General features: G+C 68.4%; 22 protein-coding genes. 3 read left to right on the top strand and 19 right to left on the bottom strand.

The window, feature by feature from the left end; translation table 11 throughout:
* Positions 1-4 precede the first annotated feature (4 nt).
* Positions 5-1498, top strand: a complete 1494-nt coding sequence (locus tag FOF45_RS12995) for an oligosaccharide flippase family protein (protein WP_158985513.1) — start codon at positions 5-7, stop codon at positions 1496-1498.
* Positions 1499-1702: 204 nt separating this feature from the next.
* Here the strand turns inward: FOF45_RS12995 and FOF45_RS13000 are convergent, their stop codons facing one another.
* The 3 genes from FOF45_RS13000 to FOF45_RS13010 all read right to left on the bottom strand — a co-directional run bounded on the left by FOF45_RS13000 (position 1703) and on the right by FOF45_RS13010 (position 4519).
* Positions 1703-1891: a hypothetical protein gene (locus FOF45_RS13000; protein ID WP_158985515.1), complete on the bottom strand. Its 189-nt coding sequence runs from the start codon at positions 1889-1891 to the stop codon at positions 1703-1705.
* Positions 1892-2037: 146 nt separating this feature from the next.
* On the bottom strand, positions 2038-2550 hold the full coding sequence (locus FOF45_RS13005; RefSeq protein ID WP_158985517.1) for a Cif family virulence factor: 513 nt from the start codon (positions 2548-2550) through the stop codon (positions 2038-2040).
* Positions 2551-2638: 88 nt separating this feature from the next.
* Positions 2639-4519 (bottom strand): right-handed parallel beta-helix repeat-containing protein, encoded by a 1881-nt coding sequence (locus tag FOF45_RS13010; protein WP_158985519.1) that lies wholly within the window; start codon positions 4517-4519, stop codon positions 2639-2641.
* 122 nt (positions 4520-4641) lie between these two features.
* On the opposite strand from FOF45_RS13010, the gene FOF45_RS13015 reads away from it, so the two are divergent.
* Entirely contained in the window at positions 4642-5370 is a 729-nt protein-coding gene (locus FOF45_RS13015; RefSeq protein ID WP_158985521.1) for a YdcF family protein, read from the top strand.
* 4 nt (positions 5371-5374) lie between these two features.
* On the opposite strand, the gene FOF45_RS13020 is transcribed toward FOF45_RS13015, so the two are convergent.
* From FOF45_RS13020 to FOF45_RS13070, 11 genes are read right to left on the bottom strand one after another with little or no spacing between them, the layout of a single operon-like run.
* Positions 5375-6622: a glycosyltransferase family 4 protein gene (locus FOF45_RS13020; RefSeq protein ID WP_158985523.1), complete on the bottom strand. Its 1248-nt coding sequence runs from the start codon at positions 6620-6622 to the stop codon at positions 5375-5377.
* Entirely contained in the window at positions 6622-7749 is a 1128-nt protein-coding gene (locus FOF45_RS13025; RefSeq protein WP_158985525.1) for a glycosyltransferase family 2 protein, read from the bottom strand. The genes FOF45_RS13020 and FOF45_RS13025 overlap by 1 nt, the downstream gene beginning before the upstream one ends.
* Positions 7746-8510, bottom strand: a complete 765-nt coding sequence (locus tag FOF45_RS13030) for a polysaccharide deacetylase family protein (RefSeq protein ID WP_158985527.1) — start codon at positions 8508-8510, stop codon at positions 7746-7748. The genes FOF45_RS13025 and FOF45_RS13030 overlap by 4 nt, the downstream gene beginning before the upstream one ends.
* Position 8511: 1 nt before the next feature.
* Entirely contained in the window at positions 8512-9546 is a 1035-nt protein-coding gene (locus FOF45_RS13035; RefSeq protein ID WP_158985529.1) for a polysaccharide deacetylase family protein, read from the bottom strand.
* Entirely contained in the window at positions 9543-10898 is a 1356-nt protein-coding gene (locus FOF45_RS13040; RefSeq protein ID WP_158985531.1) for an O-antigen ligase family protein, read from the bottom strand. Before FOF45_RS13040 ends, FOF45_RS13035 begins: the two co-directional genes overlap by 4 nt.
* Positions 10879-12030 (bottom strand): glycosyltransferase, encoded by a 1152-nt coding sequence (locus FOF45_RS13045; RefSeq protein WP_158985533.1) that lies wholly within the window; start codon positions 12028-12030, stop codon positions 10879-10881. The genes FOF45_RS13040 and FOF45_RS13045 overlap by 20 nt, the downstream gene beginning before the upstream one ends.
* The gene (locus FOF45_RS13050) at positions 12027-13229 is read right to left on the bottom strand and encodes a glycosyltransferase (protein ID WP_158985535.1); all 1203 of its coding nucleotides are present in this window, start codon (positions 13227-13229) and stop codon (positions 12027-12029) included. The genes FOF45_RS13045 and FOF45_RS13050 overlap by 4 nt, the downstream gene beginning before the upstream one ends.
* Positions 13195-14553: an outer membrane beta-barrel protein gene (locus tag FOF45_RS13055; RefSeq protein ID WP_158985537.1), complete on the bottom strand. Its 1359-nt coding sequence runs from the start codon at positions 14551-14553 to the stop codon at positions 13195-13197. Before FOF45_RS13055 ends, FOF45_RS13050 begins: the two co-directional genes overlap by 35 nt.
* A gap of 19 nt (positions 14554-14572) precedes the next feature.
* Positions 14573-15325, bottom strand: a complete 753-nt coding sequence (locus FOF45_RS13060) for a P-loop NTPase family protein (RefSeq protein ID WP_158985539.1) — start codon at positions 15323-15325, stop codon at positions 14573-14575.
* A complete protein-coding gene (locus tag FOF45_RS13065) occupies positions 15325-16911 on the bottom strand; it encodes an XrtA system polysaccharide chain length determinant (protein ID WP_158985541.1) in 1587 nt (528 codons plus the stop codon). Before FOF45_RS13065 ends, FOF45_RS13060 begins: the two co-directional genes overlap by 1 nt.
* A gap of 11 nt (positions 16912-16922) precedes the next feature.
* Positions 16923-17543, bottom strand: a complete 621-nt coding sequence (locus FOF45_RS13070; RefSeq protein WP_158985543.1) for an XrtA/PEP-CTERM system exopolysaccharide export protein — start codon at positions 17541-17543, stop codon at positions 16923-16925.
* A 263-nt stretch (positions 17544-17806) separates the two neighbouring features.
* Between FOF45_RS13070 and galE the strand changes: the two genes are divergently transcribed.
* A complete protein-coding gene (gene galE / locus FOF45_RS13075) occupies positions 17807-18892 on the top strand; it encodes a UDP-glucose 4-epimerase GalE (protein ID WP_158985545.1) in 1086 nt (361 codons plus the stop codon).
* Between the two features lie 37 nt (positions 18893-18929).
* Here the strand turns inward: galE and FOF45_RS13080 are convergent, their stop codons facing one another.
* The 5 genes from FOF45_RS13080 to FOF45_RS13100 form a co-directional block, all read right to left on the bottom strand.
* Positions 18930-20726 carry a sulfatase-like hydrolase/transferase gene (locus tag FOF45_RS13080; RefSeq protein ID WP_158985547.1) on the bottom strand — a complete coding sequence of 599 codons (1797 nt, stop codon included), beginning with the start codon at positions 20724-20726 and terminating at the stop codon, positions 18930-18932.
* Positions 20727-20904: 178 nt separating this feature from the next.
* A complete protein-coding gene (locus tag FOF45_RS13085) occupies positions 20905-21756 on the bottom strand; it encodes an alpha/beta hydrolase family protein (RefSeq protein WP_158985549.1) in 852 nt (283 codons plus the stop codon).
* Positions 21749-22567, bottom strand: a complete 819-nt coding sequence (gene thiD, locus FOF45_RS13090; RefSeq protein WP_158985551.1) for a bifunctional hydroxymethylpyrimidine kinase/phosphomethylpyrimidine kinase — start codon at positions 22565-22567, stop codon at positions 21749-21751. Before thiD ends, FOF45_RS13085 begins: the two co-directional genes overlap by 8 nt.
* Entirely contained in the window at positions 22564-23244 is a 681-nt protein-coding gene (locus tag FOF45_RS13095) for a YoaK family protein (protein ID WP_158985552.1), read from the bottom strand. Before FOF45_RS13095 ends, thiD begins: the two co-directional genes overlap by 4 nt.
* Before the next feature lie 257 nt (positions 23245-23501).
* Complete coding sequence (locus FOF45_RS13100) at positions 23502-24899, bottom strand: PhoH family protein (protein ID WP_158985554.1); 1398 nt, start codon at positions 24897-24899, stop codon at positions 23502-23504.
* Positions 24900-24983: the final 84 nt, after the last annotated feature.

The raw sequence follows: 24983 nt of genomic DNA on the forward strand, positions 1-24983 counted from the left end.
GCCCATGAGCGGATCCCCCGGACTCGGCAGGCACTACCTGCGCTATTCCACCGCCAATGCGCTGGTGATGCTGGCGGGCGTGGTGTCGTTCCCGCTGCTGACGCGGCTGCTCGACAACACCCAGTACGGCATCCTCGGCTACTACGAAACGTGGGTGCTGATGGCGGTGGCGATCGCCAAGCTCGGTGCGCAGCATTCGATCCAGCGCTTCTATCCGCACGGCGCCGACGGCGAACGCCTGAAGGCGTTCGCGACCAACCTGTTCTACCTGCCGATGATCGGCTCGCTGGTGCTTTGGGCGCTGGTCGGTGCGGCGGTGGTCGTGCACGGACAGCTGACCGGCAACGGCCATTCGCCGGTGTTCTGGATGGCGCTGGCGATGACGCCGCTGCTGGTCTATTCCAGCCTGGTAGAAACCGTGCTGCGCGTGACCGAGCAGTCACGCATGGTGATGTTCACGCGCGTAGCGTGGCGCTGGCTGCAACTGGCGCTGATGCTGGGCGCGGTGCTCGCGCTGCAGCACACCGCCGCTGCCGCCTATGGCGGCAAACTGCTGGCGGTGGTGATCGGCGCGGTGTTCTACATCGCGTGGGCGCAGCGCAACCTGCATTTCTCACGGCGCACCATCGACACGAGCGAGATGCGCCAGTCGTTCTCCTACGGCATGCCGCTGGTGGCGACGGAAATCCTGGCCGTGGCGCTGGTGTCGATCGATCGGCTGATGCTCAAGGGCCTGTCGGGCGACTTCGCCGTGGTCGGCATCTACAGCGTCGGTGCGGCGCTGGCGATGCAGGTGCACATGTTCATGAACCTCACCGTGTTCGAGTCGTTCACGCCGATGGCGAACCGGCTCTACACCACCGACGGCGCCGCCGCGGTGCGCGCGCTCAAGGCGCGCATGCTGATGCCGATGACCTACGCGGCGATCGGTGTGGCCCTGCTGCTGTGGTGCCTTGGCACCGACCTGATCATCGCGCTCAGCGGCCACGGCAAGGAGGCGTCGGGGCCGGTGTTCCAGCTGATGGGCGCCATGAACGCGATCCTGCCGGTGATGCTGGTGTGCGGTTTCGGCCTGGTGCTGGAACGGCGCACCAAGACCGTGCTCGCGTTGATGTGCGGTGCGGTCGCGATCAACGCGCTGCTCAACTGGTGGTGGATCCCCGCGTTCGGCGTGATGGGCGCGGCGTACGCGACGCTGGTCAGCTCGGCGGCGTCCAGCACCGCCGCCTACGTGCTGGTGGAGCGCTCGCTGCGGCAACTGCCCGACCGGCGCACGCTGCTCACCACGACCGCGGCGCTGATCGTCGGCGCGACCGGCGCATGGCTCGCCTTGCGACTGGGCCTGAGGCCGGGCTGGCAGCGCCTGATCGTCGGAGGGATGCTGATCGGCGGACCGTACCTGCTGACGCTGCTCGTGCTCGACGGACGCCTGCGTGCGCTGATCCGGCCGAAGCTGAAGGCGGTCGAGCAGCGCGTCGGCGCAGGCGTCACGGGCTGACCAGGGTGGATGCCAGGTGCGTCGCTTTTCGCGCCTGACGAGTCGCTCAAGCAGACAGACGCTCCGACGGGACGCGATCAACCCCCGCGAAAAGCCCTTCCTTCGGGGCTTTTTGCGCTTCCGTCGACGCAGGATGCCGCGTCGTACCCGCCCAAAGCGTCGTGCGTGACGAATAAAGCGCCACGCGCGACGCAATCCGCATTGTCACGCAGCGAAAAAAGCGCCGCCGTCGGCATCCGATGCGGGTCGCTTGCCGCGAATTGCGGCAGCGATGGCGCTTTTTTCGCCATCGCCGACGCTTTTCGCGCCGACCCATGACGCATTTTTCGTCACCGCCGGCGTTTGAAGCGGGTGGAGCGGCGCGCACGTCGCCTCGTACGACGCTTTTTTCACCAACGCAGGCGCTTTTGCGGCGACGGGAGGCGGTTTCGTCAAGGCAGCGGCCGTAGCCCGGGTAAGCAAAGCGCACCCGGGAGGGGGGCGGTAGGCACGCACCCCGGGTGCGGCCTGCGGCCTTACCCTGGCTACTGGCGTTCGCGTCAGTCCGCGTTCTTCGCCGGCGGCAGGATCACCGAGTACGCCAGCGAGGTGATCTTCCAGCCCGCTTCGGTGCGCACCATCAGCCAGCATTCCTTGCCCCAGTTGGTCGCCGTGCCGTTCGACAGGAAGGTGTAGTCGAAATTCACCGTCGCCACGTCGCCGTCGGAATCGATGCGGACGTTGGAGAACGTCTCTTCGCTGGCATTCTTGCTGGCGACGATGCCGTCGATGAAGGCGACCGGATTGTTCTCCTGCTTGAAACGCGCCTTGACCGCCTGCGGTCGCGTCGTTTGAAGCTGCGCCAGGCTGCGATCTTCCAGCACGCTCTGCCACGGCACGTCCTGCTGCACGAACAGGCCGAGGAAGCGTTCCCGGTCCTTGTCGATGATGGCCGTGCGGAACGACTCGATGGTCGCGCGGATCCCGGCATCGTCGGGCGCGGCGTGCGCGGGGACTGCGAAGGCAAGGGCGAACGCCAGCGCGGACGCGTGGATCAGGGAACTCAGTCGCATGCATGCTCCGGTCGGATGGCCGCAGCGGATGCGCGGCCCGGAGCGGTTTACCGTGTCGCGGGCGTTCGGGCAAGGGTCCGTTGCGTGCTCAGCCCGCTTCGACGCGACGCTGCCGCTTGCGCACCATCGCGGCGATGCCGGCGGTGAGCAGGGACGCGGCAGCGACCATGCCGATCGCCGTCGCCGAGGATTCGCGTGGCGCGGAGAGGCCGGCCGATCCTGCGTCGGCGGCGTTGGACCCGGCGTCGCTTGACGATGCCCCCGGCGCGCTTTGCGTCGTGGCGCCGTCGGTCTTTCCCGCAGCCGGTGCGGTGGCGTGCGCGCCCTGGTACTCGATCGCGCCGATGTCGGCCGCCGCGCCCATCGGGCGGGCGTGGCGGTTGAAGTCGGAGGTGACGCTGGTCGGCTGGCGCGCCTGGTCGATCAGCGGGCTGCCCGCGCGCGGCATCGCGTCGAAATCGTCGAGCTTCATGCCGGTGAGCATCGGGTCGCGTCCGCACACGTTGCCGGGCGGGCACTGGTCGTCCTTGACGTTCCAGAACGCGTTGCCGGCGAAGCTCACCACCGCTTCGCTCTCGTCGGCGTAATGGCCACACGCACGGCGGTCGCCGTCGCTGGCGGTGACGTCGGTCTGTCCAATCAGCGCGTTGTTGTGGATGTCCACGCGCGAAGTCGCGTTGCCGCCGGCGGTGAGGATCAGGCAGTCGCCTTCGCCGGTGATGGTGTTGTGGCGCACGGTCGCGGTCTGCTTCGGGCCGATGCCGACCGATAGCGCGTTTCCGTAGGCGCGGCACATGTCGCCGTCGCTCATGTCGTACTTGCCGTGGAAGTACGCGCACTGGCCGATGATCACCGAGTTCTCGATCAGCGCGTTGCCGGCGGTCTTGATCTGGTTGCCGGCGTTGGCGGCGGCGTAGACGCGGCGCACGACGACGGTCGCGGACTTCGATTCGTCGGTGTAGAGCAGGTCCAGTCCGTCGGAGGTGTTGTGGTGGATGCGCGAATCCTCGACGAGCCAGTGGCCGTTGGTCTTGCCGGTGCCCAGACCGTCGCCGTAGCCGCCTTCTTCCTGCGCCCAGCACGCATAGGGCTCGCCGGTCTGCCAGCGCTCCGCGCAGCCGTTCCATGCGATCTCGACGTTGCGGAACACGATGTCGCCCTCGTTCGAGCTTTCGCCTTCGCCGACGTCGCCGTCCCATCCGGCCCATCCGTTGGCGACGATGCGCACGCGTTCGATCGTCCAGTCGGTGAGGCCGCCGGCCATGATGCCGCGGCCTGACAACCCGTGGACGTTGATATCGTGCAACCACACGTTGCGCGAGTGCTTGGCGCCGATGCCGATCGAGCCCCATTGCCCGAACGGCGGCTGGTCGCGCTCGCAGCGCACCGCATCGTTGGCGTGGAATTCCACGCAGTCGCTCTTGTCGGTGATCTCAAGGCAACCGACTTCGACGTTGTCGGCGTCCTGCAGGTTGAACACAAGCTCGACGCGTTCGGTGCCCCAAAGCTTCGGCGGCGCCTTGCAGCCGGTGTCGTGGCCGGCGCCGAGGATGCGCGTGCGTGCGCCGGGCTTTCCGCTCGGTGGCGAGGCGGGATAGCAGTCGTAGGGCGAGCTGCGATCGCAGCGCATGCTGGCCCGCGACAGACCCGGCGAGCCCCAGCCGATCATGTATTCGCCGGGCCCGATGATCAGCGTGTCGCCGCCGTCGATGCGCGGGCGGTCGCTGGTCGGCAGCGCGTAGTTGGGGTGGGACCAGGCGCAATCGACGTTCTTGCCGCTGCCGGGATACGCCACGTCGGCGCGGCCGTTGCATTGTTCGTCGTCGCCGCCGTCGGTGCGGATGTAATACGTGGCAGCGGAGGCATCGCCGGACGCGACGAGGGCGGACACGATGAAAGCCGCGGGCGCGATCGCGCACCACGACAGCAGGACGAGGGCGGCGGCCCCAAGGCGCGGAACGGAGGTCATGGCGTTTCCCAGGCGGGGGCGGGGCGGGCGCTGGTGCCCGATACCGTGAAGAACGCGTTGCGGCGCGCGCGACGGCCTCGGCATGTGCGCGGACCGCCCCGTTCATGCAAGACTGCGGCGCCATGCACCACCTCCTGCTATCGCCGATGACCTGGGGCCTGTTGTGGCTGGCCGTCGCGTGGTGGACGTGGTCGCGTGCACGCACCGCATGGCGGGCGCTGCTGGTGGTGGCGGGCGTGGTCATCCTGCTGCTGTGCACGCCGCTGGGCGCGAACGCACTGATCCGCTGGGTCGAGTCGGGCGTCGCACCGGCGCAACGCTGCGCCGCGCAGGACGACGCGCCCATCGTGGTGCTGTCCGGTGGCCTTGAGGATGAGCCGCGCGCGAGCGACGACTACATCGCCCTGACGCCGTCGAGCTGGCGCCGCGTGCGCAGCGGCGTGGAGTCGTGGCGACGCAGCCCGCAGGCGCTGCTGGTGCTCGCCGGCGGTGGCCCGTTCGAAACGCGCGAGGCAACCGTGCTGGCGTCGCTGGCGCGAGAATGGGGCGTGCCCGCGGACCGGATACGCACCGAAACCGCTTCGACGAACACGTGGGAAAGCGCGCGTGCGTTGCGCGGGACGCTGCCGCCGCGCGTGCGCGTGGTCAGCTCGGCCACGCACCTGCCGCGTGCGCTGATCGCGTTCGAATCCGCGGGCTTCCAGCCGTGCGCCTGGACCAGCGACTCGGCCTACGTCGCACCGGGCAGCGTCGGCTATTTCCTGCCGCAGCTGTCGGCCATGCAGAAGACGCACCTGGCGTTGTACGAAATGCTCGGCACGCTCAGCTATCGCTGGCGATCGCGCGACTGATCGACTACGCGTCGACGGGGGCGAGGCGTTCGCGTACTAGCGGTGCGATCTCGCCCGAACTCGTCAGCAGCGGTTCGTAGGCGCGCAGGAGGCGCGCGCCGATGGCGTCCCAGCCGTATTCGCGTTCGGCCAGCCGGCGTGCGGCCTCGCCCATGCGCGCGGCGCGATCGGGCGAGGCGAGCAGGGCCAGCGTGGCCTGCGCGAAGGACTCGGCGTCGTCCGCGAACACCGCACTGTCGCCATGCCGCAACGAGATGCCTTCGCTGCCGACCTGCGTGGTGACGATGGCCTTGCCCAGCGCCATCGCTTCCAGCACCTTCAATCGCGTGCCGCTGCCCGCGCGCAACGGCACGACATAGACCGACGCCGCGTGCACGTGCGGTCGCAGGTCGTCGACGAAGCCGGTGAGCGTGACATTGGCCGCGACCGCTTCCGGTACGCTGAATCCGTCCGCCTTGCCGACCAGCACGAAACGCGCATCGGGCCGCTGCGCGAGGATCCGCGGGAAGACCTCACGCAGGAACCACTCCACGCCGTCGCGGTTCGGGAACCAGCCCATCTGCCCGACGAACACCAGCCCGCCCGACGCCACGCCGTGCGCGGCAGGCCGGTTCGATTCGAGGTCGACGCCATTGGCGACGACATGCACGGGGCGGCCAGGCGCGAGTTCGCGCAACGCGAGCGCGTCGACTTCCGAACACGCCAGAACCGCGTCCGCGCGACGGCAGGCGCGCTGTTCGAAGTGGCGCAGGCGCGGAACCTGACCGGCAAGAAACGCGCGCGCCCACGGTCGTGGATCGATCTTCGAGCGCGTGTCGAGCAGGTGGTGTTCGACGTTGTGCGCGTTGAGCACCACCGGCACGCCGGCGGGAACGCAGTCGGCATGCGCCATCAGCGGAAGCATGTCGACATGGACCAGATCCGCGTCGGACGCCAGTTGCGACAGACGCGCGCGCAGGGCACGGCTGTCGTACTTCGCCACCAGGAATGGCGTGCGGGTGAACGTGCCGCGCAGCAGTGCACCGGCGAGTGCGAAGGGTGAACGTTCGGAAGGAATGCGGAACGTTTCCACGCGATGCATCGCCTCGTACAGCGGCGCGGCCTCGGCGGGCAGGTCGTCGTTGCGCTGGAAGCTCAGCAGCGTGACATCGTGGCGCGACGCCATCGCACGCAGCAGGTGCCAGGCGCGCAGCTGGTGGCCTTCGCGTGGCGGGAAGGGCAGGCGGCTGGTCAGGACGAGGATGCGTGCCATCAGTGCTTCTTCCACAGGCGCGAGGGATCCATCGCGAGCGAGGCGGGCAGCGACAGCAGCGCGGCGAAGTTGAGCATCACGAAGCTGCTCGCCGCCGGTAGCAGCGGCAAACGTGCGGCGAGCTTCGGCAACACCAGTCCGGCCAGCGCGCCGCCATAGCCGAGCAGCTGTGCGATGAACGCCACGCGGTAGATCGGCCCCGGCGCGAACGCCGACGCGGCCAGCGCGGCCAGCAGCGCCCACGGCACCAGCAGGCGCAGGAACTTGTGCGAGAACCACGCGAAGAACACCGGATTGCGCAGCGGATTCAGCAGCCACGGCAGGCGTGCGACCAGCTGCCAGTTGCCCGCGAGCGTGCGCAGCTTGCGCTGGAATTCCTCGTCCACGCTGCTGCTGGCCCGGTCGAACGCGATCGCGTCGCGGGCCATCCACACTTGATACCCGGACCACAGCACCTGTAGCGGCATCCACATGTCGTCGAGCACCGTGCCCGGCGGCATCGGTCGGAACAGGCTGCGCCGCATCGCGTGGATCGAACCGCTCACGCCGTGCAGCCAGCCCAGCTTCGCTTCGTCCGAACGCAGCCGCTTCTCCATGCGCCAGTACAGGCCCACGCCTTCGCCGGTGCCGTGCGTGGCGGTGGCGATCACCAGTTCACCGCTGACCGCGCCGACCGACGGATCGGCGAACGGAGCGACCAGTGCGCGCAGCGCGCCGGGCGCGAAACTTTGGCGCACGTCGGTGAAGACGACGATCTCCGTATCGACGTGGCGCAGCGCGGCGTTGATCGCCATCGCCTTGCCGACGTTCTCCGGCAACGCAAGCACCTGCACGCGCGGATCGTCGATCGCGGCCGCACGCGCGGTATCGTCGCGGCTGCCGTCGCTGACCACCAGAACGCGCAGGCGGCCCGCAGGATGGTCCTGTTCGAGAATGTCGCGCACGCGTGCGGCGATCCGTGCTTCCTCGTCGTAGGCGGCGATGACGACGGTGACGTCGCCGTCCGCCGACCCTTCGAACGGCACTTGCCCGTAGCGCCGCGCCAGCAACGCAGCCAGCATCGGATAGCCGGCATAGGCGTAGATCACCAAGGCGATGCACAGCCAGAAGACGATCTGCGTGCTCATAGCAGCCGCTCGCGCAGGCGCTGGTAACCCTCGTTACCGAGCACGCGCTTGGGGAAGGCCAGTGCCGCGTGGCGCGCCTGCATCCAGCGCGGTGGCAGTCCGCGCCATTGCACCAGCGCGGCGAAGTCGTCGAGGGACAGATCGCGGGTGACCGGAAGTCGTTGCAGCCATCCGTCGCCGCGCAGGCGCCGGTTCGGTCCCGGCACCGATCCGAGCAGATGGCGGTAGCCGAGTCGCTGCGCGGCCGCGAACTCGCGTTCGCCACCGCGTCCGCCCGGAAGCGCGAGCGATTCGATCGGTCGGCCGCAGATCGCCTGCAGGCGACAACGGCTGTCGTCGAGTTCGGCCGTCATCGCGCTCGTGTCCAGATCCTGCAGGAACGCATGGGAGCGTCCGTGCGAGCCGATGCCCATGCCGGCGGCGGAAAGACGGCGCACGTCGTCGGCGGACACCATGCCGGGCTGGCCGATGAAGTCGCTGGTGATGAAGAACTCCGCGATCATCCCGCGCTGTTGCAGCAGCGGTAGTGCGACCTCGACGTTGGACACGTCGCCGTCGTCGAAACTGATCACCACGCGGCGCTCGTCGCGCGATGGCGCGGCGGTGCTCGCTTCGTCCAGGCGCAAGGTGCGATGGCGGTGCTGCAGCAGCCAATCGAGCTGCCGCGCGAACTGCTCCGGATGCACGCTGTAGACCGCATCGAAGCGCCCGCGCGAGGCAGGGTCGCGATGCAGTCCGTGGTACATCAGGATCGGCAGCATGTCAGGCGGCCCTCATGCTGCGCAGCCAGCCCAGCATGCCGCTGGTCTCGCTGAAGAAGAGCGCCTTGGACAGTCGACCGGACGGCGCGAGGAAGCGCTGTTCGTGCACGTTGAAGCGCAGCAGGCGATAGGGATCCGCGCCGGGACGGTTGATGCCTTCGATCGATGTCGTCGCCGTCTCGAAGCCCGCTTCGCGCACCAGCCGTACGTCGCGTTCGCCAAAATCGGCGGCGCTGCCGTTGGGATAGGCGAAGTGGCGAGGCGGCGCGCCGAGCTCGGCCTCGATGCTCGCGCGCGACAGGCCGATCTCCTCGCTCGCCGCGGCTTCGTCGAGGCGGCTGAGGATCGCGTGGCTGCAGGTGTGCCCGCCGATCTCGATGCCGCCCGCGGCGAGTCGCCGCACGTCGTTCCATTCGAGCATCTCGCGATGCTCGTGCGGCAACGGACGCGGCCGCGCCTGCTCGCACACGTGGTCGATCCACGCTTCGAGTTCGGCCGGTTCCAGCTGCTTCAGGCGCGGCGGCAGCAGCGTGTAGAGGCGCTGGCGATCGTCGGCGAGCGCCAGGTCGAAATGGCCAAGCCCGAGACCGCCCAGGTCGATCTGGTCGCGGCTGCGCGACTCCACCGCATGCACGAGCCGATACGCCCAGATCGGTTCGCCGCCGATGTGGCCGGTGGCGACGTACACCACTGCCGGCACCTGGCCCAGTTGCGGATCGATCAGTCCGAGGTTGTCGCGATAGCCATCGTCGAAAGTCAGTGTGTAGCGCACGCGTTGCGTGGCGACGGGCGAGAGTTCGCGCAGGCCTTCGCCCAGTCCGACCAGCGCGTCGCGGCCGCGCAGCCAGGCGACCATCTGCCGCAGTTGCGCGCGCGACAGGCTGAGCGGGTAGGGGTCGTGGTCGTCGCGCAGGCGATGCAGCATGAGGATGACCAGCCCCGCGCCGCTGAGGCGGCGATACAGCGCGTCCATCCCGCTGTAGTGGCTGCCCAGCGCCAGTGCGTAGCGCAGCCATGCGCGCAGTTCGGCGATCATCGGTTCGGTTCCTCCGGCGGCAGGTGGCGCGCCTTCACGACCAGGGCCACGTAGGCCCAGAAATAGGCGACTACCGGGTAATACGTGAAACGGTCGCCGAACAGGTTGCTGATCACCATCGACACCCACGCGCCCATTAGCCCGAGCGCGAGCGCGTATCGCCAGGTGCCGGATTGGGAATGGGTCAGTTCGCGCAGCGAGGTGCGCAGCACCGCGATCAGGATCCCGAGCAGCACGATCGCGCCGAGCACGCCGCCCTCGCTGAGCATGCGGATGTAGAGGTTGTGGGTGTCACGGCCGTACGGGTTGATCTCGCGATGGTGGAAGGTGTGGTAACCCGTTCCGACCACCGGATTGCGCAGGAAGTTGGCCCAGGCGATCTTCCAGTATTCGATGCGCAGCTCCGTGCTCTCGTCGCGCTTGCCTTCCTCGACCGTGGTGCTGTCGAAGCGCTCGACCACCGACTTGGGCAGTACGGCGGGCAGCAGCACCACGGCCAGCATCAGCGGCAGGATAAGTTTCATGCGGCCGCGCCAGACCATGATCACCACCACCATGCCCATGATCAGGCTGATGTAGGCCGTGCGCGAATAGGCGTACAGCACGCCCACCACCATGCAGGCGATGCCGCCAGCAAGGATGATCCGCCAACGCCGCGACAGCCGGCACGCCAGCAGCAGCGCGAACAGAACCACCGCGACGGTCACGCAGAATGCGGCGAACTCGTTGGCGCCGAGCAGGGCGAAGGTGCCGCTGATGCGCAGGTCGTCGGTGTAGTGCGTGCTGGCGACGCTGACATGCTGGTTCCACACCACCTTGGCGATGTAGGGCAGCGGCACCAGCGTGGCCAGCACCACCAGGCGCACGCCGTTCCAGTCGCGCACGCTCATCTGCACGACGAAGACGACGAACAGGCCGACCAGATGGTCCTTGAGCTGGTTGAAATGGTTGGCCGGATCTTCCACGAAGTGGAAGCCGACCAGCATCGACAGCACCATGTACACCGCGTACAGCATCGTCCAGGTGTTGACTGTCTCGCCGGGTGCGAGCTTGCCGCCCTGCGCCATCGCGACGAACAGCGACACCAGGAACATGATGTTGAGGAAGTTGAAGCCGCCGCCGATGTTGGGCAGGTAGCCGGCGGTGATGTTCTGCAGCGGCAGCAGGATCAGGAACAGGTACAGCGCCCAGTTGCGCGGTGCGCGGGCGGTCCGTGGACGTGCGGCGGGGATGGCCTTTCCGGGTACGCCTGCGCGCGGCGGTGCCGCGTGCGACGCGGTCGGCATCGCACCGCGCAGGGCGCGTGCGGCCAGCGGAAAGCGCGAGCCGGAATCAGGACGCGCGCCGGGCATGGGACTTCTCCAGCAGCGTGGCGTACAGGTCGAGGTACGCGCGCGCCATGACCTGAGAGGAATGATGTTCCAGCACGTGGCGGCGCGCGGCGACGTCGCGTCGCGCGGGCTGCGCGCAGGCATCGAGCAGCGCCGCTTCCAGCGCGCCAAGGTCGGCCGGCGGGACGACGCGGCCGTGCTCGCTACGTTCGAGCAGGCGCGGCACGTCGCCGACCGCGCTGGCGACGACCGGCACTTCGCAGGCCATCGCTTCCAGCACCACCAGCGGCATGCCTTCGGTGAGGGAAGGCAGCACCAGCGCATGCATCAGGCTGTAGAGGGCGGGCATGTCGGTGCGGCGGCCGAGGAAGCGCACACGCGCATCGAGCTTCAGCTCCGAAGCGAGCGATTCCAGTGCTTCGCGTTGCGGCCCGTCGCCTATCACCAGCAGCACTGCATCGGCATCGCGCGCCGCGACGCCGGCGAAGGCGCGCAGCAGCAGGGCGATGTTCTTCTCCGGCGACAGCCGTCCCACTGCGGCGAACACGCGTGCCGACGGCGACAGGCCGAGTTGAGCGCGAAGCGCGGAAGCCGCGTCGTCGTCCCGCCGCGGGCAGTCGATCCCGTTGTCGACGTGGCGGATGCGCGAGCGCGGAATGCCATTGCGCACCAGCCGTTCGGCCTGTTCCGCCGCGACCACCACGAGGGCGTCGAAGCGGCGCAGCAGCGCCAGTTCCAGTCGCGTGTACAGGCGCAGCGAGGTCGAGTTCTCGACCCAGCCGTGCAGCGTCGCGATCAATGGCGCGGATTCGCGCCGCGTCGCGAGCCAGGCGTAGAAGGCGCTCTTGTAGTCGTGCACGTGGACGACCGGGACGTGGCCGTCGCGGCGTGTCGCACCGACTTGCGCCGCCAGTGCGAGCACGGTACTGGCATCGACGCGCCCTCGACACGGCAGCAGTACTGCGTCCTGCCCGCCGGTCGACGCCGCATCGTGCAGCGGCTGGTCGTGCATGCGGTAGTTGTTGATGCTGAGCAGGCGTCCACGCACGCCCTGCCGCGCCAGCGCCCGGTCGAGCGCGAGCACGACGCGGTCGGCGCCATACAGGCCGGCGCTGGACCGGACCTGCAGCGCGAAGGGCCGCGGTGCGTTCATGGCCGACCCAGCAGTCGCCGGTAGAGCTGGTCGAAGGCGAGCACCATGCTGTCCAGCGAGAATTCGCGTTCGATGCGCGCGCGCGCGGCCAGGCCCATGCGCCGGCGCACGTGCGCCGACTCAGCCAGTCCGTGCAGCGCGGCCGCGAGCGAGATCGGATCGTGCGGCGGCACCAGCAGGCCGGTGATCTCGTGTTGCACCAGATGCAGGTTGCCGCCGACCGCGGTCGCCACCACCGGCAGACCGCAGGCCATCGCTTCGAGGATCGCGTTCGACATGCCTTCGCTGGAAGAGGGCAGCACCAGCACGTCCATCGCCGCCAGCAGTTCGTCCACGTCGTCGCGGAAGCTCAGCAGCTTCACTGAGTCCTGCAGGCCGAGCGTGGCGATCTTCGACTGGACTTCGGGCAGCAACGGACCATCGCCGATCAGCAGCAGGCGCGCGTTCGGGATCGAGCGATGCACGTCGACGAATGCATCGAGCAGATCGACATGGCGCTTCACCGGCTGCATCCGCGCGACGCAGCCGAACACGATGTCGTCCGCATCGAGGCCGAGGCCGCAGCGCGCATCGAGCCGGCGCTGCAATGGCGCGGGTGCGTAACGGCGCGTGTCCACGCCGTTGGGGATCCAGGTCATGCGCAGAGGATCGAGGCTTTCGCCCAGTGCGAGCCCGCTGAGGATCTGCCGCGCCGGCGCGACGACGGTGTCGTAACGCGGGTTGAGCCGACGGAACAGGTGCTGCAGGCGCGTGCTCTTCTTGAACCCCATGTCGCGCCGGTTGGAGATGTACACCGTGCCGTTCCGGCGCGGCAGCAGCGCGTTGAGGATGTCGGCCTTCTCATGCTGCGACTGGACCACGTCGAAGCGCTCCGAGCGCAGCATCCGCGCCAGTTGCATCCAGGCACGCAGGCCGCTGCGGTCGTACACCGCGTGCACGGGCAGCGACAGCAGGCGAAGGTTGGAGCGCGTGAGCAGCTCGTGGCCGTGGTTGCCCGGCATCTTCTGCTCGTGCAGCTGCACCAGCGTGATCCGATAGCGATCCGATGCCAGCCTCGTCGCGAGGTTCTGCAGGAAACGTTCGCTGCCGCCGGGCGCGAGCACCGGCGTGTCGGTCAGCAGCAGCAGCCGGATGCGCTTGTCGGCGACGGCGGCGACCGCGGACTCAGCGGGTATAGCGAACGCTGAGGATGGCAGCATTCTCGTCATAGCTCGCTTCGGGGACGTTGCTGTTGCGTTCCTGGTGGCGCAGGTCGAAACCGACGCTCCAGTGGCGGGTGAAGACCTTGACCAGGCCGATGTAGACCGAGAAGTCGTCGTCGTCGCGGTCGAAAGTGTCGAAGGTGCGGTAGCCGGCGGAGAGCGAGCCGGTGAGGAACAGCGAAGGCTGGATGCTCCAGCTCAGGCCGATGCCGATGCCGTAGCTGCCTTCGCTTTCGGCAGTCGGATCGATGTAGTCGTTGTCTTCGTAGTACGGGCGCACGCTCGCGTTCAGGCGGTCGCCGTCGTAGCGGTAGCCGATTTCGACGCGACGCTGCCGGTACAGGTCCGGGCCGATGGTCACGTCGCTCGGGTCGGGCGATGCCGGCGGCGTGATCGGTCCGCCTTCGAGCGGTACGCCGGTCGGACTGGTCGCGTCCGTCATCAGCTCCTGCGCGGCGTCGGAGAACTGGTAGTACAGCGCCGCGTCGAGCGTGCTGCGCGGACTCGCACGCCAGGTCAACACGGTGCGGAACAGCGGCGCGTCGTCCTTGGTGTTGAAGTCGGTCAACTCGATCCACGAGTAGCCCGCGCGCATCTCGAGGTTGAGGTTGGCGAGGTTGCGGTTCCAGGTGAAGTACGTGTCCAGGCGCTGGTAGTCGGCGCCGAGCGTGTCCAGGCTCACCTGGTCGTATTTGACCTCGCTGCCTTCGACGGTGAAGGCGAAACGCGTGGTCGGGCCGGGCTCCTGCCACAGCGTGAACGCGGCGTTGTAGCGATCGCCGTTGAAGTCGTCGGTCTCTTCGGCCCAGTAGTTGTTGTAGCGCAGGTCCAGGCGCATGCGCGTGGCCGCGCCGGGGCGCAGGTTGAACTGCGTGCCGGCGACGAACACGTTGACCTGCTGCTGGTTGTTCGGTGCGTCGGCGGCGAGGACGTCGATCGGCTCGTAGTTCGCGTAGTCCTCGAGGATGAACTTGAGCCGGTTCTGCCAGGTGTCCCAGGTGAAGGTGCCGACGAGGTTGGCGCGGAGGTCGTCGTCGAAGATGTCGCCGGTGTAGTACAGGTACTCGGCGCCACCGCGCGCGGTCAAGCTGGTGTTGCGGCCGGTCTGGACGATGTCGAAGGCGAGGTCCGTGCCGAGCGTGCTTTCTTCCTGCGGGTTGGTTTCGGTCAGCGCGATGTTGTCGCTGTGTTCGACCCGGCCGCCGATCGAATAGTTGATCTGTGCCGCCCGCGCTCCCGGAGGGATCGCGGTCAGCAGGGCAATGCAGAGTGCGGATCGACGGGCCGGGCCCGCGACCGGAATGAGTCTTCCGCTGACCATTCGGTATCCCCCAGGGAGGTCACACGCCTTCGTTGAAGACGACGCCGGCGAACTTGCCCGGTTCGAAGTTCGCCGCCGCCTGCGCGATCGTCGCCGCGGTGTCGCGCCCGTAACCGGCGACGAGGATCACCACGTCGGCGATGTCGGCGAGGATCCGCGCGTCGGGCGTGCCGCGGACCGGCGGACCGTCCAGGAACACGTAGCAATCCGGGTGCCGGCTGCGGATCGAATCCAGCAACAGGCGCATGCGGAACGAGGAGAAGTATTCGGACCCGAACTCGCGCGTCGTGCCGGCCGGGATCAATCGAAGACCGTTGACGCCGGTGTCGTAGATCACGTCCGACAGTTCGCCGTCGGGGTTCTCCAGGTACTCGACCAGCCCGCCTGCTGACGTGTCGATCTGCATCGTCGCGTCCTGCGACGGATGACGCAGGTCGCAATCGACCAGCAGCGCGCTCTTGGTTTCGTCGAAGGCCATCGCGGTGGCGAGGTTGCGCGCGACGAAGCTGCCGCCGCTGCCGGTGCTGACCGGCACGACCAGTGCGACGAAGGTGCCTTCCATCGCCGACAGCAGTCGCGTGCGCAGTTCGCGGAACGCGTCCACTTCCGGGCGCGAGACCGCGCCGCGGTGGATGGTCGCGCGGTCTTCCAGCTGGCTCGGCGTGAGCGCCGTGGCGCCGGCTGCGCGGGTGATGGCATGTTTGCCGTCGCGTTCGCGTGCCTGGTCCCAGGCGCCGGCGTCGAGATCGGGAACGGGTTGAGGCGCGCTCATCAGGTGTTCACCAGTTTCAGGACGAGGGTCAGGCCGTAGATCAGGGGCACCAGCAGGAAGATCATCGCGGCGATCACGTAGCGACGGGTCCCCTGGCGCCGCGACGGAGCGGTGGCGTAGCGCGGGACGGCGCCGAGCACGGGCAATCCCGAGGCGGTTTCGATCTGGAACGGCGAACGCACGCGCGGATCGAGCCGAACGAAACCGAACAGGAGCACCAGCGGTGCCAGCGCCGCGGCGCCGAGGCCAGCGCTCGCCACGTGCACCAGGCGCAGGCCGACGCCACGCAGCGGATAGCTCGCCGGTTCCTGTATGCGGAAACTCAGGCCGCGCTGTTCCGCGTCGAGGCTCATCGACACGCGCGCGTTCTCGCGGCGCTTGAGCAGGTCCTGGTAGAGATCGCGATTGACTTCGTAGTCGCGCGACAGCTCGGCCATCGTGCTTTCCGATGCGGCGATGTGGCGGCTGCGCGCCAGTTCCTGGTCGAGCAGCGCCTGGCTGGTGCTGATGCGCGAATTCACCGCAGCGGCCTGGCGGCGGTTCTCGGAGATCTTGCTCTTGATTTCGCCGTACAGCGGATTGAACGACGCCGAGCCGCCCAGCGCGGTGCCGCTGCCGTCGGGCGCGGGCGCCGCCGTGCCGGCGGTCTTGCGCGCCTGCTGGCGCGCGTCCTCGCGGCGCAGTTCGTCCTCGAGGTCGCGGATCTGGTGCTGCACGCGGACCACGTCGGGGTGCTGCTCGGTGTAGTTCATCAGCAGGCGGTCGTGCTCGGCTTCCAGCTCGGCCATGCGCGCGAGCAGCTGGCCAGAGCGCGTCTGCACGACGTTGATCTCGTTCTCGCCGGACAGCTGCGAATCCAGCGCGTTGCCCTGCGAATTCAGGTCCATCAGCTCCATGCGCGAGGTGTCGACCATGCGGCGCAGCTCGCCGATGCGCGAGTTGACGTCGCCGTCGATGCCGGGGCGCGCGTCGGGATTGGACTTGCGGTAGGCCTCGAGCTTGGATTCGGCGTCGATGAGCTTCTTGTGGTACGCGCGCACCTGCGAATCGATGAAGTCGTAGGCGTCGCGGCTCTCGCGTTCCTTGGTCGCCAGGCTTTCCTGGATGATCAGGTCGGCGAAGCGCTTGGTCACCGCGTGCGCGCGCGACGCGTCGGTGTCGGTGTACGACACGCGGATCAGGTTGTCGCGCGGATTGGAGATGATCGTGCGGCTGGTGATCAGCTCGATGATCTGGTCCTGCTGCAACGGCGTCGGGTTCTTCGCCATCCAGCCGCCGGTCTGCAGGATGTCGTTCATCACTTTGCGGCTGAAGGCCACCTCGCGCGTGATCGCGGCGCGGCTGACCGTGCTGGTCGGCACGGCGCGGCCTTCCATCAGCGGTTTGATGATGTTGCTTTCCTCGACCAGGATCGTCGTCTGCGAGTTGTACTTCTTCGGCAGCAGCAGGCCGAACAGAAGCGCCGCCAAAGCGATCAGCGTGAACACCGTCGCCAGAAGCACGGGACGGCGGCGCCATTCCTCGAACGCGACCGGCACCATCGCCGCGACCGCGGACGGACGGGTTTCCGGGACCACCAGGTCCATCGACGACCCGTTCACAGCGTGCGTTCCGGAACGGTGATGACGTCGCCCGGCGCCACCTTGAAGTTCGTGGTGAGGTCGCCGTCCTCGAGGATGTGGTCCAGGCGCACCGCGTAGCTGCGCGTGCCTCCGCCGGTCTTGCGATAGAGGTCGGACTTCGCCGGCGCGGCGAACTCGGTCACGCCGCCAGCGGCGAGCACGGCATCGAGCACCGTCATGCCCTGACGGAACGGGATCGAGATCGGCTGGCGCACCGCACCGGTCACGCGCACGCGCGAGAGGTACTCATGGCTGCGCAGGTCGGTGAGGATCACCGCCACCTGCGGATCGCGCACGTAGACGGCGAGCTTGGTCTGGATTTCCTTGGCGACTTCGCCCGGCGTACGGCCGCCGGCCGCGACGTCGCCAACCAGTGGCACCGAGATCTTGCCGTCCGGGCGCACCGGGACGGTGATGCCGAGTTCGGGATTGCGCCACACCGAGACCTGCACGATGTCGTCGATGCCGATCTGGTAGGCATCGACCAGGTTCTCGCTCTCCGCCGGCGGCGGCGCACCGGCGCTACCGCCGGACGACGCGCACGCGGAGAGGACGATCGCCAGGGCGATGGTGGTTACGAGGCGGAACAGTGGCATGTCGGAAACCCCCTTGCATCTCGATATCCAGCAACGCGACGGAGGCCGCGATCCGGCCATCTGGACGTGCCGCGCCGCCTGTCGGAAGGCTCGCCGGATTGGGCTGCCGGAATTCGCCGCGTCCTGCGTTCCAAGACACAGGACACCGGAGGGAACCGGCGTCCGGGGAGCAACCTGCGCATGCCGGCAGGGTGCATGTGCACAGCGGATGCGCGTGGGCGCGTTCGCGGTGCGTCGTCCTGTCAGGGTAGGGGCGTCATTCGATGCGAATCCTCGTATGCGGTGGAGCCGGTTACATCGGCAGCCACACCTGCGTGACGCTGGCCGAGCGCGGCCACCATGTCGTCATCGCTGACAGCGGTGTCAACAGTTCGCCGCGCGTGGTGCCGCGACTGCAGCGGCTGATCGGCACGCCTGTGCCGGTGCATCGCGTGGACATGCGCGATCGCCAGGCGCTGGGTGCGCTGTTCGCGGCGTACCGTTTCGACGCAGTGCTGCATTTCGCCGCGCTCAAGGCGGTCGGCGATTCCTGCCGTCGTCCGCTGGAGTATTTCGACAACAACATCAGCGGCACCATCGTGCTGTTGCAGACGATGCAGCAGGCCGGCGTGCGCCGTCTCGTGTTCAGCTCATCGGCCACTGTGTACGGCGAGCCGGCACAGGTTCCGGTGCGCGAGGACGCGGGCCTGCAGGTGATGAATCCGTATGGACGCACCAAGCTGGTCGCCGAACAGCTGATCGGCGACCTGTGCCAGTCCGATCCGGAATTCCGCGCGGCCAACCTGCGCTACTTCAATCCGGTCGGCGCGCACGCCTCGGGGCTGATCGGCGAGGATCCGTGCGGCGAACCGAACAACCTGATGCCCTACATCTGCCAGGTCGCGGTCGGACTGCGCGATCGCCTGCGCGTGTTCGGCGGTGATTACCCGACCGTCGACGGTACCGGTGTGCGCGACTACATCCACGTCGTCGACCTTGCCCGCGCGCACGTCGATGCGCTGGAATGCATGGCGCGCGCGGATCGCAGCTTCACCGTCAACCTCGGCACCGGTCGCGGCGTGAGCGTGCTGGAACTGGTTCACGCGTTCGAACGCGCTTGCGGGCGAACGATTCCGTACGAGATCGTCGAACGCCGCAGCGGCGACGCCGCCGCCGTGTTCGCCGATCCGGGGCTGGCGCACGAACTGCTCGGCTGGCGCGCGGAACACGACGTCGACGACATGTGCCGGGATGCGTGGCGCTGGCAGTCGATGAACCCGGATGGCTATCGCTCCGCATCGCGCCGGGTCGCGGTGCCGCGCGTGCGACGCACGCGTGCGGACGGAATGCTGGCACCGGCGCGCGCTTGAGCGCGCTTCGTCGAAGCGCGCTTACCACACCTGAGTCCTAATCCGATCCGCTGGCGCCGCTCGCGGCGATGGCCTTGTCTTCATCGCCGGCGAGCGCCTGCTGCAGGCCATCGCGCAGTTGCGCGGGCTTGCCGATCGAATTCCACACCGGTTCGCGGCCGAAGCGGACGAAGTAGGTGGACAGGAACGCAGGCGATCGGTCGGGCAGCGTGGCGAACAGGTCCGGTTCGAAATTGCCGTCCGCGGCCGGTGCGCCATAGCCCATCAGCGTGAGCAGCGTCGGATAAATGTTGAAATGACCGGCCTTGTCCTGGTTGCGTTGCGCGGCTTCGCGCAGGCGTGCGGACAGTTGCGGATGGCGCGTGACGGCGGCCAGCGGCACGCGTCCTTCGCCGGGCGAGGCGGGGCCGATGGTGCAGTGCGTCTGCATGCCGGCGCTGCCGTCTTCGTGGAAATTCTGGCCGTGGTCGGCGGTGTAGAGGATCAGCGTTTCTTCCAGCGCAATGCCCGACAGCGCCTCGCGGAAGAACGTGCGCGTGTTCCATGCCACGCAGTTGCGGTAGCTGTTGACCTGGCGCCAGCGCTGCTCGGCGTTCTCGGCGAGCCGGTAACCGGAATCGTCCGGGTCGACTTCGTTGGAGAAGTACGTGCGGTCCATCGTCGGCGAGTACAGCGTCGCGTCTGCCGGGTACTTGCCTTCGTATGGGAAGTGGCAGCCCATCTTGTTGACGTAGATGAAGCTGGGGCGCTCGCGCGCGAGCATGCGGTTGAGCAGGCGGCCTGCCTCGACATCGCGGCGTTCGGGCGCGAAGCCGGTATCGACCTGCACGAACTCGTCGATCTCGGCGACTTCGCGCTCGTCCATGAAGTTCTGCAGCTTGCCGCCCTCGCGCTGCGCGTCGAGGTAGATGGTGCGGTAGCCGGCCTGCGCCGCGTAGCGCCAGAACGAGGGATTGACCTGCAGGTCGCGCAGGTAGCTGTCGCGCGTGACGCCGTAGCGCACGCTGGCGTTGGACGTGGACGAGCAGTTGGCCGAGGACGCCGCGACGCCGAAATTGAACAGCGCGGCGCCGAGCGGACGCAGGCCGGTTTCCACGCCGTCGTCGACGTTGAGGTCCACGTAGTCGCCGCGCACGCTTTCGTCCATCACCAGCACCACGTGCCGCAGCGGACGCGTGCCCGCGTGGCGACGGGCGATGTCCTCGCGTTGCGGCGCGGCCGGCGCCAGCAGTTTCTCGGCACCCAGCACCGTCGCGAAGGCGGCCGGGTTGTACTGGCCCGGGAAGCCGTTGGAGCCTTCGCCGCCGCGCAGGTACAGGATGCCGGCGATCGCCAGCACCGGCAGCAGCTGCAGCACGCCGGCATTGCGCGCCAGCAGGCGCGGCAGGCGGAATCGGATGGACGAGGCTTCCAGCCACGGCGGCAGGTTGATCGCGACCACGCCCAGCAGCGACCACGCCGCCGCTTCGATCACTTCCGCATCGTGGAAGCCCGTCAGGTTGCCGATGAAGCCGATCAGGCCCAGCAGCTGTTCGAACTCGGTCAGGCCCAGGTGGCGCGAGGAAATCAGCGCGTGCGCCAGGTTGAAGGTGCTGCACAGGAAGAAGACCGCGCTCCACACGACACGCGCGAGCGGGCGCGCGTGGAACGCGAGTACCAGCATCGACAGCACGCACAACAGCCAGACCGCGGCGAACACCGCCAGGCCGGGTTGCAGCCCGATGTGGGCCACGCGCTCGGCCAGCATGCGGTTGGTGCCGAGCAGATAGACCGCGATCAGGACCAGCTTGACGGCGATCCATACCGCCGGTGCCTTGACGATCCATCTGCCCATTCGATCGAGCCCCCCGTGGTGCGCGCCCCCGCGACGGCGGGACCGCTTGGTCAGCCCGGCTGCGTTGGCCGGGATCCGGCCCGTCCCCTCGTCGTACGACGGGAAGACGGTCCTCGTTCTGGGGGAACGCAGATCGGCGGCCGGTACGGTCGCGCCGGTGACAAACGGTGGTGGGACGTCAGTTGATCAGGACGGCGGCGACCGCCTGCGGCTGCTTCATCCACGCGTAATGGTCCGCGCGCGTGCCCAGCGCGGCCGCGCCGAGCACATCGACGCGCGTCGCGCTGCGGCGCAGCTTGGACAGCAGGAAGCGCAGCGAGGATTCCGGGCCGAGCCAGTCGCTGTCGAGCACGACCGCGTGCGCATCGATCGCGAGCGCGGCCATCGCCGCTTCCAGGTCGACGTCGATGCCGGCACCGGCGTAACGACCGCTCAGGCCGGTACGGCTCCAGTCGCGGATGACGCCGCGCGCTTCCTGTCCGCCGAAACCGATGCGGCGACCGGGCAGGGCGCCGTGGTGATCGGCCAGCCACGCGAGGAAGCGGTAGACGAACGGCAGCCACCAGCGCGTGCGCAGCGGGAACGCGCGCCAGTACGGCGCACCGCTGCCGACCAGCCACAGCCGTTGCGCCGATCCCGGCGCGAGGCCGAGCCGGCAGCAGGCGAGCTGTCCACCGAGGCTGTGTCCGCCGACGATCCGTGGTGCGCCGGGCGCGTGCTGTTCGACCAGCGCTTCGCTGGCGGGAACGTCGAGCGTGAGGAGCTCGCGATAGCCCCAGTCGCTGTCGCGCGTCGCCCGCAGCGAACTGGAACCGCCGCCGCGCCATTCGTGCAGGAACACCGCGATGCCACGCGCGGCGAGCTCATCGGCGAAGGGAATGTAATGCTTCGAGGCGATGCCCAGCGCGGGCAGCCACAGCAGGCTCGCGCGCGGTGCCGTGGGCACGCGCGCGATCACCTGGTAACGATGGCCGTCGGCGCTTTCGGCGTCGAGTTCGAGCGATCGCACGGTCTTGGTCACGTCATCCATGCGCGCCGGCTCCGAAGTGGTCGAGGACGAGGACGTCGCCGCGCCCGGGGCGGTAGCCGCCGCGCAGCGCCGCATGCACGTAGTCGGCCGCACCCTCGCAGCTGCGGCGCAGGTCGTGGCCCAGGCACAGCCGCGCCGCGACCGCGGACGCGAGCGTGCAGCCGGTGCCGTGCGCGTCCACCTGCAGGCGCGGGTGTGCGAAGCCGTGCACCGTGTCGCCGTCGGCGAACAGATCGACGACTTCACCGTTTGCAGCGGCCGGCAGGTGGCCGCCCTTGAGCAGCACCGCGCGCGCGCCGAGTGCGCGCAGCGCGTCGAGCGCGGCATGCATCGCGTCGAGGTCGTCGATGCCGCGGCCGATCAGCAGTTCTGCTTCCGGCAGGTTGGGCGTGACCAGCGTCGCCATCGGGATCAACCGCGTGCGCAGCGCGTCGAGTGCGCTTGCTTCGAGCAGGCGCGCGCCGGAGGTGGACACCATCACCGGGTCCAGCACCACGTGCGCGGGGCGGTAATGCGCGAGCGCGTCGGCGACGGCGTGGATCACCTCCGCGTTGGCGAGCATGCCCAGCTTCACCGCGCCGATGGCGAAATCGTCGAAGCAGGCGTCGATCTGCGCGCGCAGGAAGCCGACGTCGGGCACGTGCACCGCGGTGACGCCGCGCGTGTGCTGCGCGGTGAGCGCGGCGATCGCGCTGAGGCCGTGCACGCGATGCGCGGCGAAGGTCTTCAGGTCGGCCTGGATGCCGGCACCGCCGCCGGAGTCGGAGCCGGCGATGGTCAGCGCGCAGGGCGGGAGGGTGGCGTCGTTCATGGCGACAGTGTGCCTGCCGGACCGCGACGGTGGCGATAGGCGGCGTAGGCCACGCCAGTGACGCCGGTGAGCAGCGCGGGCAGGTACAGCGTGCGGTAGGCGAAATGCGGGAACAGCAGCGCGCCGATCACGCCGCCGGCGAGGAAGCCGCCGATGATCGCCAGGCACAGCCACAGGCGGCGCGGTTCCGCGTGCACGCCGCGCAGGCGATGGCCGAGGAACACGCCCAGGTCGGTGAACATGCCTGTGAGGTGCGAGGTGCGCACGAGCGCGCCGCTGTAGGTCGCGGTCATCGCGTTCTGCAGGCCGCAGGCCATCGCCGCGAGCGCGGCGCCGGCGATCTGCTGGCGTTCGAACAGCGGCACCGCCGTTGCGAGCAGGATGGCTTCGATCGCGAGCGCGACGCCGTAGCGGCGCCCGAGTCGCAGCGTGCTGTCCTGGATGATGAAACCGCTGAGCACGGCGCCGCCGACGAATGACAGCACGACGATCAGCAGGTGCCAGCTCGATCGCGCATCGCCATGCGCGATCGCCGCGCCGAGCAGGGTGGTGGTGCCGGTGAGGTGCGTCACGGCCTGGTGTTCGAAGCCGAGGTAGCCGACGACGTTCACCATGCCCGCCACCAGCGCGAGGCTGGCGGCGCCGACCCAGACCCAGGTGGGCAATCGCGTGATCAACGGAGGCCTCGGCTCGGCGTGTGTGTGGAGGGCATTGTGCAATGGAGGTTGGAGAGCATGTTTGCTTCCACCTCTCCCCTTGCGGCGACCGCAGGGAGTGCAGAGCTGAGAGGTCGCCATGCGCAGCATGGCGGGAGAGGGGGGGGCGCGAAGCGCGCGACTGCTGCGCGCACCCCTCTTCCGGCGCTTCGCGCCACCTTCTCCCGCAAGGGGAGAAGGGAAAATCAACAACGTGCACTGTGAGAGTGGTAGTCCCTTCAGAGCACCTCGGACGCGTAATCCGCCAGGCGCGAACGCTCGCCGCGACGCAGCGTCACGTGCGCGCTGTGCTCCCAGTTCTTGAAGCGGTCCACCGCATACGTCAGGCCCGAGGTTGTTTCGGTCAGGTACGGTGTGTCGATCTGCTCCACGTTGCCCAGGCACACGATCTTGGTACCGGGGCCGGCGCGGGTGATCAGCGTCTTCATCTGCTTCGGCGTGAGGTTCTGCGCCTCGTCGAGGATCAACCAGCGGCTGAGGAACGTGCGGCCGCGCATGAAGTTGAGCGACCGGATCTTGATGCGGCTGGCGAGCAGGTCGTTGGTCGCCGCGCGGCCCCAGCTGCCGCCTTCCTGGTTGTGGGTGAGCACTTCCAGGTTGTCGGTCAGCGCGCCCATCCACGGTGTCATCTTTTCCTCTTCGGTACCGGGCAGGAAGCCGATGTCCTCGCCCACGCTCACCGTCGCGCGGGTCATGATGATCTCGCGGTAGCGCTGCTGGTCCATCGTCTGCGCCAAGCCCGCGGCGAGCGCGAGCAGCGTCTTGCCGGTGCCGGCGGTGCCGAGCAGGGTGACGAAGTCGATCTCCGGGTCCATCAGCGCGTTGAGCGCGAAGTTCTGCTCACGGTTGCGCGCGGCGATGCCCCACACCGCGTGCTGGTGGTGGCGGTAGTCGTCGACGATCTGCAGCACCACCTTCTCGTCGTTGAGGCGCGAGACCTTCATCTCCGATTCGTCGTCGCCCGGCAGGAACAGGAACTGGTTCGGATGCCAGTCGTCGTTCTCCTGGCGGTTGATCTCATAGAAGGTGCGACCCTTCTCGGTCCACGACTTCAGGTCCTTGCCGTAGCGCTGCCAGAAATCCTCCGGCAGCGCGGTCGCGCCGGTGTAGAGCAGGCTGAAGTCGTCGAGCGCGCGGTCGTTCTCGTAGTCCTCCGACACGATCCCGGCGATCGACGCCTTGATGCGCAGGTTGATGTCCTTGGAGATGAACACCACCGGCACGCCGGGGTCGCTTTCCTTCAGCGAGAGGATCGACCCAAGGATGTGGTTGTCCGGGATCACCGCGCCGAAGCGGCGGCCGGCGTCGAAGTCGCGGGTCTGGAAACGCAGCTTGCCGATGCTCTGCGCGCCGCGCAGCTGCAGGCCCTGCGGTCGGCTGAGCGGGATGCCGGTGGAGATCTCGTCGGTGCCGGTGCCTTCGATCAGTTCGTTGAGGAACCGGCTCACCTGGCGCGCGTTGCGGCTGGCTTCGGAGTTGCCCTTCTTGGCGTTGTCGAGTTCCTCGATGACCTGCATGGGCAGGAAGACATCGTGCTCCTCGAATTTGAACAGCGCGGTCGGGTCGTGCATCAGGACGTTGGTGTCTAGCACGTAGATCCGCTTGCTTCTGGTCATCGAACACTCCGATGCGGGTTGTGCGTGGAGAACGGACTGCGAAGGGGTGTTGCAAGGTGCGGGCCACGCGCGCACGGCGACGCT

Source organism: Lysobacter panacisoli (assembly GCF_009765165.1).
Taxonomy (GTDB): domain Bacteria; phylum Pseudomonadota; class Gammaproteobacteria; order Xanthomonadales; family Xanthomonadaceae; genus Lysobacter_J; species Lysobacter_J panacisoli.

Coding starts and splice junctions, on each gene's coding strand:
- FOF45_RS13080 (WP_158985547.1), bottom strand. CDS start 20,726: ATGGGCAGATGGATCGTCAAGGCACCGGCGGTATGGATCGCCGTCAAG.
- FOF45_RS13025 (WP_158985525.1), bottom strand. CDS start 7,749: ATGAGCACGCAGATCGTCTTCTGGCTGTGCATCGCCTTGGTGATCTAC.
- FOF45_RS13030 (WP_158985527.1), bottom strand. CDS start 8,510: ATGCTGCCGATCCTGATGTACCACGGACTGCATCGCGACCCTGCCTCG.
- FOF45_RS13040 (WP_158985531.1), bottom strand. CDS start 10,898: ATGCCCGGCGCGCGTCCTGATTCCGGCTCGCGCTTTCCGCTGGCCGCA.
- FOF45_RS13005 (WP_158985517.1), bottom strand. CDS start 2,550: ATGCGACTGAGTTCCCTGATCCACGCGTCCGCGCTGGCGTTCGCCCTT.
- FOF45_RS13045 (WP_158985533.1), bottom strand. CDS start 12,030: ATGAACGCACCGCGGCCCTTCGCGCTGCAGGTCCGGTCCAGCGCCGGC.
- FOF45_RS12995 (WP_158985513.1), top strand. CDS start 5: ATGAGCGGATCCCCCGGACTCGGCAGGCACTACCTGCGCTATTCCACC.
- FOF45_RS13015 (WP_158985521.1), top strand. CDS start 4,642: ATGCACCACCTCCTGCTATCGCCGATGACCTGGGGCCTGTTGTGGCTG.
- FOF45_RS13020 (WP_158985523.1), bottom strand. CDS start 6,622: ATGGCACGCATCCTCGTCCTGACCAGCCGCCTGCCCTTCCCGCCACGC.
- FOF45_RS13060 (WP_158985539.1), bottom strand. CDS start 15,325: ATGAGCGCGCCTCAACCCGTTCCCGATCTCGACGCCGGCGCCTGGGAC.
- galE (WP_158985545.1), top strand. CDS start 17,807: ATGCGAATCCTCGTATGCGGTGGAGCCGGTTACATCGGCAGCCACACC.
- FOF45_RS13100 (WP_158985554.1), bottom strand. CDS start 24,899: ATGACCAGAAGCAAGCGGATCTACGTGCTAGACACCAACGTCCTGATG.
- FOF45_RS13055 (WP_158985537.1), bottom strand. CDS start 14,553: ATGGTCAGCGGAAGACTCATTCCGGTCGCGGGCCCGGCCCGTCGATCC.
- FOF45_RS13085 (WP_158985549.1), bottom strand. CDS start 21,756: ATGGATGACGTGACCAAGACCGTGCGATCGCTCGAACTCGACGCCGAA.
- FOF45_RS13070 (WP_158985543.1), bottom strand. CDS start 17,543: ATGCCACTGTTCCGCCTCGTAACCACCATCGCCCTGGCGATCGTCCTC.
- FOF45_RS13065 (WP_158985541.1), bottom strand. CDS start 16,911: ATGGACCTGGTGGTCCCGGAAACCCGTCCGTCCGCGGTCGCGGCGATG.
- FOF45_RS13050 (WP_158985535.1), bottom strand. CDS start 13,229: ATGCTGCCATCCTCAGCGTTCGCTATACCCGCTGAGTCCGCGGTCGCC.
- FOF45_RS13035 (WP_158985529.1), bottom strand. CDS start 9,546: ATGATCGCCGAACTGCGCGCATGGCTGCGCTACGCACTGGCGCTGGGC.
- FOF45_RS13010 (WP_158985519.1), bottom strand. CDS start 4,519: ATGACCTCCGTTCCGCGCCTTGGGGCCGCCGCCCTCGTCCTGCTGTCG.
- thiD (WP_158985551.1), bottom strand. CDS start 22,567: ATGAACGACGCCACCCTCCCGCCCTGCGCGCTGACCATCGCCGGCTCC.